This window comes from Blastomonas sp., assembly GCF_041747255.1.
Lineage (GTDB): Bacteria > Pseudomonadota > Alphaproteobacteria > Sphingomonadales > Sphingomonadaceae > Blastomonas.
On the sequence record NZ_JBGTFM010000167.1, the window covers coordinates 1 to 8,144 of the forward strand.

7 protein-coding genes are annotated in these 8,144 nt (G+C 61.6%); 5 read left to right on the forward strand and 2 right to left on the reverse strand.

Going from position 1 to position 8,144, the window contains the following annotated elements:
- The coding region (locus ACEW8G_RS06025; RefSeq protein WP_373487536.1) for a Coenzyme F420 hydrogenase/dehydrogenase, beta subunit C-terminal domain at positions 1–804 on the forward strand (804 nt) is incomplete at its 5' end.
- On the opposite strand, the gene ACEW8G_RS06030 is transcribed toward ACEW8G_RS06025, so the two are convergent.
- Positions 805–1,485: an MnmC family methyltransferase gene (locus ACEW8G_RS06030; protein WP_373487537.1), complete on the reverse strand. Its 681-nt coding sequence runs from the start codon at positions 1,483–1,485 to the stop codon at positions 805–807.
- Between the two features lie 23 nt (positions 1,486–1,508).
- Entirely contained in the window at positions 1,509–1,874 is a 366-nt protein-coding gene (locus ACEW8G_RS06035) for a DUF6481 family protein (RefSeq protein ID WP_373487538.1), read from the reverse strand.
- A gap of 376 nt (positions 1,875–2,250) precedes the next feature.
- Here ACEW8G_RS06035 and ACEW8G_RS06040 point away from each other — a divergent pair, with 376 nt between their 5' ends.
- From ACEW8G_RS06040 to ACEW8G_RS06055, 4 genes are all read left to right on the forward strand, one after another.
- Positions 2,251–2,520 carry a GlsB/YeaQ/YmgE family stress response membrane protein gene (locus ACEW8G_RS06040; protein WP_373487542.1) on the forward strand — a complete coding sequence of 90 codons (270 nt, stop codon included), beginning with the start codon at positions 2,251–2,253 and terminating at the stop codon, positions 2,518–2,520.
- A gap of 307 nt (positions 2,521–2,827) precedes the next feature.
- Complete coding sequence (locus ACEW8G_RS06045) at positions 2,828–4,048, forward strand: efflux RND transporter periplasmic adaptor subunit (RefSeq protein WP_373487539.1); 1,221 nt, start codon at positions 2,828–2,830, stop codon at positions 4,046–4,048.
- Between the two features lie 198 nt (positions 4,049–4,246).
- A complete protein-coding gene (locus ACEW8G_RS06050) occupies positions 4,247–7,429 on the forward strand; it encodes an efflux RND transporter permease subunit (RefSeq protein WP_373487540.1) in 3,183 nt (1,060 codons plus the stop codon).
- 38 nt (positions 7,430–7,467) lie between these two features.
- Positions 7,468–8,144, forward strand: a 677-nt coding sequence (locus tag ACEW8G_RS06055; RefSeq protein WP_373487541.1) for a DUF445 domain-containing protein, incomplete at its 3' end; no start/stop codon positions are given.

An 8,144-nucleotide genomic window follows, 5' to 3' on the forward strand; every position in this document is an offset into this window, starting at 1 on the left:
GGCTATGCGCCGCTGCTCGCGCTGCTCGAACCGGCGCGCGCCGCCGGCCACCGCCGGATCGCGGTGATCGGCGTTGCGTGCCAGATTCACGCGCTGCGCAAGATCGAGGCCGAGCTCGGCTTTGAGCGGATTTACGTGATCGGCACGCCATGTTCGGACAACACCACCACTGAAAACTTCCACACGTTTCTGGCGCTGCTGTCTGACCAGCCCGAGACGATCACCTATCTTGAGTTTCGCGCCGATTATCATGTCGAACTGCGCTTTGCCGATGGTCGCAGGCAGGAGATACCCTTCCTGCAGCTGCCGATATCGGACCTGCCGCCTGATTTTTTCCCGGTCACCTGCCGTACCTGTGTCGACTATACCAATGTGCTGGCCGACATCACCGTCGGCTATATGGCGGGCGAGGGCGAGCAATGGCTGCTGGTACGCAACGCGCGTGGAGAGGAACTGGTCGCGCTGCTTGGCGACGAGTTGCACACGCGGCCCATGGGCAATGCGGGCAAGCGCGCCGGGGCAGTCAAGGGGTTCCTGACCAACACCGAGCGCGCGGCCGGCGGCCTGCCGCTGCGCCGGATGCCCAAGGTTATGCGCCGCATTGTCGGCTGGCTGATGCCGCGCATCGGCCCGCGCGGACTTGAATTCGCCCGCGCCCGGCTGGAGATGAAGGCGATCGAGACCGTGTTGCACCTGCGCCGCGCCGCGCCCAGGCGCATGAAGGCGATGGTGCCCGATCACGTCTGGGCGTTGGTCAAGCCTTATGGCGTAGAGCCGCTTCCGGGTGAGCGGCGTGAGGAATGATCAGGCAAAAGGTCTGACCGCCAGCCAGATGGTGTGTCGCGCGCCGCGTCCGTTGGACCGGGCGCGGACAGTTGTCTCCTCACCGTTGAACCCGGCCTTGCGCAGCCGCGCGGTGAAGCGCGCGTCGGGCGCCGAGGACCAGACCGCCAGCACCCCGCCCGGGACAAGTGCGCGGTGCGCGGCGGCAAGTCCGGCAGCATCATACAGCGCATCATTGCCTGCACGCGACAGGCCATCGGGGCCGTTATCAACATCCAGCAAGATGGCATCGTAACGGTTGCGCGCGTCTGCGATCAACGCCCCGACATCGCCGATGTGCACTGTGACTCGCAGGTCTTCGAGGCTGGATGCATTGATGTGCGCCATCGGCCCGCGTGCCCATGCGACAATCTCCGGCACCAGTTCGGCAACCGTGATCCTGGCCTGCGCACCGAACGCCTCAAGCGCCGCACGCAGGGTGAAGCCCATGCCCAGCCCGCCGATCAGCACCAAAGGCGTTGCCGTGTTGACAAGCCTGTCGCGCGCCAGCTGCGCCAGCGCTTCTTCCGATCCGCTCAGGCGGCTGTTCATCAACTCGTTGCTGCCGAGCATGATTGAAAATTCGTCGCCCCGGCGGATCAGGCGCAGCGGCTCATCGCCGCCGGGCACATCGGCGGTGGCAATCAGTTCACGCGGGACCATGGCTCAAACGCGCCGCAGCGCGACTATTTGCGCTTTTTGCGCGCGGCATAGCGGGCGTCGCGCTTGAGCTTCTTCTCGGCTTCGGTTTCTTCGACCTGCTGGGCATTCGCCTCGGCGTCAAGCACCGCCTGTTTGGCGTTGGCTTCGGCATCGCGCTCGGCCTGCTCGGCCAGCGCGATGGCTTCAGCCTTGGCCTGTTCACGCTCGGCCTGCTTGGCGGCGCGCTTTTCAGCTTGCGCAGCTTCCTTGGCTTCACGCGCGGCCTGCCGTTCGGCAACCAGCGCTGGATCTGGCGCGGGTTTGTTGCGCAGCTTTTCGAGCGCCTTTTCTTTGGCCTTCTGGGCCAGCGCCACGCGCTCCTGAAAGCCGGGGTCTTTATATGATGCCATGGTGATGCAATTCTTTGCGATTGAACCGGGTGTATACAGGCCAGACCCGAGCATCGATCCGAATCAGTTTGGGCTGATGCTAGATGGGCTTGTGCCTGCGCGACCACCGCCCTTAGGGCAGTGGCACCCATAAGGCAAAACAACTTGAGCATTTTTCAGAGGCTCAGTTTGCATTTTCATCGCAGCGCTTTTTTAAGGGCCGCGTGGCTTGGGGGCCAATGATCCAGTGACGTCAAGCTTGCGGCAGCGGGTCTTGTTGTCATCATTTGCGCGCTTTTTCTGTATCAATCTGGCTGGCAAGGGAACCCATGTGCGTTTACCTCGTAACACACGCCAGGGCGCGTCGGTGCGTGTCCGGCAACAGGAGGACGATAACATGGGTTGGATTTTGGCATTGATCATGGGCGGTATCATGGGCTGGTTGGCCAGCAAGGTGATGAACCGCGATGCCCAGATGGGGATTTTCCTGAACATTATTGTCGGCTGCGTCGGGTCCATTCTCGGGCGTTTCCTGTTTGGCAGCATCATCGGTGGCAGCAGACTGAGGGACGATGCGTTTGATCCGCTGACGTTGCTGACCTCATTCATCGGTGCACTGGTCCTGCTCTTCATCGTCAATCTGGTGCAACGTGGACGTGCGCGCTGATCGCACCAAGGCATTTTAAGACTTTCCTGCGACGGGATGCGGCGAGACCAGGTCCGCCGTATCCCGTCGTTTTGATGTATTTGCCAACCATTCAAACAACGCCTATGGGCCTCCGATAAGCGGGCTGGTTTATGGCTTGCGCTTGGTGACTTAATTGGATAACACAGTGCTATCCAGCCTGCTCTGCGGCCCTTGACGGTTTGCTTGCGGGCTTCAGGTGTGGTGTTGGTGGCATATCGCGGATCTGCCGGTTTCGGCGGTTGGCAGCCATCGGGCGCTGCGCCATTCGATTTGAACGGATCTGGCGATGAACTACGAAAGCAGCTTTGGAGGCGACAGCATCACCGCCCGCAGCGAGGATGTGCACGACGTCGATACGGTTCAGACCGCGAAATCTCGCCGGAACCGGATCATCGCGCTTGTCGTTGTGATTGCGCTGTTGATCGCTGGCGGAATCTATTTCTTTGGCGGCAAAGCCGAAACAGCAGCGGGCGAAGGCGCAAGCGCTGGCGCCGGCGGCAGCGACTCGCAGGCACCTGCGGTGACGGTGATTGTCCCGGGCAGCGGCAACGTCGAACGCGTGATCAACGCCACCGGGACGCTGGCGGCGCGCCGCGAAATGCCGGTTGGCATTGCCGGCGAAGGCGGCCAGGTGATCCGTGTGCTGGTGCAGCCGGGCGACTGGGTAAAGACCGGACAGGTGCTCGCCATCATCGATCAGGACGTACAGACACAGCAGGCCCGGTCGCTTGCCGCGCAAATCCAGGTTGCGCAGGCGGACTCGGTGCTCGCGCAGAACGAACTCGACCGCGCACTGCAACTGGTGGACCGTGGGTTCATCTCCAAGGCGGATGTAGACCGCCGCCGCGCCACACGCGATTCGGCAGTGGCGCGAGTTGAAGTGGCCCGGGCACAGCTGCGCGAGGCGCAGGAACGCACCGGTCGCCTGAACATTCGTGCGCCCGAGGCCGGTCTGGTGCTTGAACGCAATGTTGAGCCCGGCCAGGTGGTCGGTGGCGGCAGCGGCGTGCTGTTCCGCCTGGCAGCGCGCGGCGAAATGGAATTGCGCGCCCAGATGAGCGAGGCGGATCTGGCGCTGCTGAATGTCGGGGTGCGCGCCGAAGTGCGCCCCGTGGGTGCTGGCAAAAGCTACGAAGGCCAGGTCTGGCAGCTGGCGCCAATCATCGACGCGACCTCGCGTCAGGGAATCGCGCGCATCTCGCTCGCTTATGACAAGGGTTTGCGCCCGGGCGGATTTGCCAGCGCGGCGGTGATCAGCGGGTCCACCCAGTCGCCGGTGTTGCCCGAATCTGCCGTGCTCAGCGATGACAAGGGCAGCTACGTTTACATTGTCGGCAAGGACAACAAGGTCGAACGGCGTGATGTGCAGACCGGAGCGGTGACGCCGCGCGGCATCGCCATCGTCGGAGGCATCAACGGGCAGGAGCGGGTAGTGCTTTATGCTGGCGGGTTCCTCAACCCGGGTGAAACGGTGCGGCCGCAAGTGCAGGGCCGGGCGCGCAGTTGATCGTCCAGCCTGACGCTGACTGACGCTGGTTGTCTAGCGCGGGCAGGCGTTGGTCGAACCGGTTGCCTGTCAGACAGCAGTTTGCCAGGCGCTGGCTTGCTCGTGGCCTGCATCTGGCCTTATGGTGATGACGTAGTTTAAAGTGCGACCGGTGAGGGCACGACCAGGGGCCAAGGCCAAGGTTTCAAGGATAGAGCGATGAACTTCAGGAACATGTCGGCCTGGTCGATCCGCAACCCGATCATTCCGCTCGTCTTCTTCACCGGCCTTTTGTTTGCCGGCATCCTCAGCTTCACGCGCATGGACGTGGTGAACAATCCGGACATCGATTTTCCTGCGGTTCAGATCAGTGTTGCCCAACCCGGCGCTGCGCCGACCGAAATTGAAAACCAGATTACGCAGCGCATCGAAGCAGCGGTGCGCAGCATCAATGGTGTCAAGAACATAAGCTCGACCGCCAGCGAGGGCAGTTCCAGCACCTTTGTCGAATTCGAGATCGGCACTGACACCATTGAGGCGGTGAACGAAGTCAAGAACTCGGTTGACCAGATTCGCGGCAGCCTGCCCGAGGGCATCCTCGAGCCTTCGGTAACCAAGGTGGATGCGACCGGCGAGCCGATCGCCTATTTCGCGGTCGAGGCCGATGACATGACCATCGAACAGCTCAGCTGGTTCGTTGATGACACCGTTGCCAAACGTCTGCTGGCCATCGATGGCATGTCGGAGATCGACCGGTTTGGCGGAGTGGAACGCGAAATTCGTGTGGTGCTCGATCCTTCCCGAATGCAGTCGCTGGGTGTCACCGCAAGCCAGGTCAACAATGCCCTGCGCCAGATCAATGTCGATGCGGCCGGCGGCCGCGCAGATGTCGGCGGTACACGGCAGTCGCTGCGCGTTCTGGGCAACGCCGACAGCGCATTCGATCTGTCTCAGGTGCAGGTCCCGCTCGGGGGCGGCCGCACGATCAAGCTGACCGATATTGCGACCGTGACCGACGGTTTTGGCGAACCGACATCGATCAGCAAGGTGCGCAACAAAGAGGTTGTGAACTTCTCGATGACCCGCTCGAAGGGTGCATCTGATGTGACCGTTTATGACGAATCCATCAAGGTGATGGAGGAAATGAAGAAAGAGAATCCCGGCATAGATTTTATCCGGCTTGGCTCCAGCGTCGATTACACCAAAAGCCAGTATGAAAGCTCAATCGCCGCGATGATTGAAGGCGCGGTGCTGGCTGTGGTCGTGGTCTTCTTCTTCCTGCGTGACTGGCGCGCGACGATCATCTCGGCAATCGCCATCCCGCTGTCTGCAATCCCGACCTTCTGGTTCATGGATCTGCTGGGCTTCAACCTCAATTTTCTCTCGCTGCTTGCGCTCGGACTTGTGGCCGGTGTGCTGGTCGATGACGCGATCGTGGAAATTGAAAACATCGTCCGACATATGCGCATGGGCAAATCGGCCTATCAGGCGTCGATTGATGCCGCCGATGAGATTGGGCTCGCGGTGGTGGCAACCTCATTCTGCATCGTGGCAGTGTTCCTGCCGGTCGGGTTGATGCCGGGAATCTCGGGCCAGTTCTTCAAGAACTTCGGCATTACTGTCGTTATCTCGGTGCTGATGAGTCTGGCAGTGGCGCGCATGATCACGCCAATGGTCGCGGCCTATTTCCTTGAGGCAAAGGGTCATGCCGCGCATGGCGAGGGTCCGCTGACCGACCGTTATATGCGGATACTCGGATGGTCGCTCGACCAGGGCCGCGCCCGCAGCTTTCGCGGTGAAAATCCCAGCCGTTTCCGCAAGTTTTTAGCGCTCTTTTTCGATCATCGCGTATGGATGATGGGGGTTGGCCTGCTGGCGTTTATCGTGACGGTCGTGTTGTTCATGATCACGCCCGCACAGTTCCAGCCGACGATCAACGAAGACAACAGCCGCATCCAGATCGAGATGGTCCCCGGTACCACGCTCGAACAAACCGAAGTCGTCGCCGACAAGGTCGCTGCAATCATGTACAAGCAGCCCGAGGTTGAACGCGCGCTGGTTCGCATTCGCGAAGGCAACGGCACGATTTTCGTGACATTGAAGAAAGAGCGCGAAAAAACCTCGATCGAGTTTGAGCGGGGTCTTGCCAAGACTTTGCAGTCTGTTCCCGACGCGCGCGTCAGCTTTGCTTCGCAATCGGGCGGTGGCGGCACCAACCGTGACATCTCCATCATGCTGACCGGGTCCGACCCCGAGAAGCTTTATGCCGCCGCCGGGACTCTGGTCGAGCAGATGAAGGGCCTCAAGCAGGTCACCGGCCCGCGCGTCAATGCAGACATGCGGCGTCCGGAAATCATCATCAAGCCACGTGCGGACCTTGCGGCCCAGCTTGGCATCACGACGGCCGCGCTCAGCCAGGCGATCCGCATTGCAACGCTGGGCGAGATCGAGCAAAACTCGGCCAAGTTCTCGCTGTCGGATCGACAGATACAGATTCGCGTGGTGCTTCCCAAGGAATCGCGCAACGATTTCAACACCATCCAGAACCTGCCGGTGCAGACAGCCGCCGGTGGATCAGTACCGTTGAGCCGCGTGGCCGATATCAGCTTTGGCTCGGGGCCAACCTCGATCCAGCGGTATAATCAGGAACGTCGCGTGTTCATCGGTGCTGACCTGGCGCAAGGTGTTGTGACCGGAGAAGCGATGACGGCGATCAACAAGTTGCCGATCATGAAGAACCTGCCAAGCGGTGTTGGCAACAAGCCGTTTGGCGAGCAGGAATGGCAGGCCGAACTGGCCGTCAATTTCATGATTGCGCTGATTTCCGGCATCCTGCTTGTCTTCGCGGTGCTGGTGCTGCTTTACAAGCGGCTGATGTCGCCACTGGTCAACATGGGATCACTGGCGCTGGCCCCGCTGGGAGGCATCTTTCTTGTCTGGATCGTCGGTCAACCGGTGTCGATGCCGGTGTTGATCGGTGTGCTGATGCTGCTGGGGATCGTGTCCAAGAACTCGATCCTGTTGATCGACTTTGCCATCGAGGAGATGCAGCGCGGCGTTCCCAAGCTGGAAGCGATCATGGAGGCCGGGCACAAGCGCGCTCAGCCGATTGTGATGACAACGGTCGCGATGACCGCCGGCATGGTGCCAACCGCGCTGTCGCTCTCGGGAGATGGCGCATGGCGCGCGCCGATGGGCACGGTGGTGATCGGCGGGCTGATCGTTTCCACGCTGCTGACGCTGGTCATCGTGCCTGCGGGCTTCAGCCTTGCCGACGGCGTGGAAAAGCGGCTTGGGCCTTGGCTGCGTAAGAAGCTGCTGACCTATAAGCCCGGCGACAATGCCGATGACGAGGCGTTGATGGGAACGGGGCCCAAACCGCAGGTGCTCCCAGCCGAGTGAAGGCCAGTGCGCCCGTGATAAAGCCTGCAGGATCCCCAATGCTGGTTGATCCGGCGCGCCGGATGCGCATGTTCGCCACCGGCATGCTGGTGCTGATGGCCAGCGTGTTTCTGGCGGGGCATTGGGCTGAGACGGTGGTCGACAGCCGCTGGGGATATTTGCGCGCCTTTGCCGAGGCGGCGCTGGTGGGCGGGCTGGCGGACTGGTTTGCGGTGACTGCGCTGTTCCGCCATCCGCTTGGCCTGCCGATCCCGCACACCGCGATCATTCCGCGCAACAAGGACCGGATTGGCGATACGATGGCGCAGTTTCTGCGCAGCAACTTTCTGATTCCGCTGGTCGTGGCGCGTCGAATTCGCGGCATGAATGTCGCTGCAGCTGCGGGTAAGTTTCTGGTTCAGCCTTCGGGCGGCGAGGGGCGGCTGCGCTTTGGCGCGTCGAACCTGATCGCCGATGTGCTCGAATCGCTCGATCAGGATCGGCTGGGCGGCAATGCCAAGCAGGCGCTGCGGGTGCAGCTTGAAAAGCTCGATGTCGCGCCGTTGCTCGGCCAGATTCTCAGCGCCGCGATTGCCGATGGACGCCACCTGCCGCTGATGGACGGCATCATCAAATGGACGCAGCGTACGTTGTTTGCCAACGAAGACCTGATCCGCGAAATGGTGCGCACCCGCGCGAACACGATCATGCGCTGGACCGGGCTCGACGAGCGGCT

Coding starts and splice junctions, on each gene's coding strand:
- ACEW8G_RS06030 (WP_373487537.1), bottom strand. CDS start 1,485: ATGGTCCCGCGTGAACTGATTGCCACCGCCGATGTGCCCGGCGGCGAT.
- ACEW8G_RS06035 (WP_373487538.1), bottom strand. CDS start 1,874: ATGGCATCATATAAAGACCCCGGCTTTCAGGAGCGCGTGGCGCTGGCC.
- ACEW8G_RS06040 (WP_373487542.1), top strand. CDS start 2,251: ATGGGTTGGATTTTGGCATTGATCATGGGCGGTATCATGGGCTGGTTG.
- ACEW8G_RS06045 (WP_373487539.1), top strand. CDS start 2,828: ATGAACTACGAAAGCAGCTTTGGAGGCGACAGCATCACCGCCCGCAGC.
- ACEW8G_RS06050 (WP_373487540.1), top strand. CDS start 4,247: ATGAACTTCAGGAACATGTCGGCCTGGTCGATCCGCAACCCGATCATT.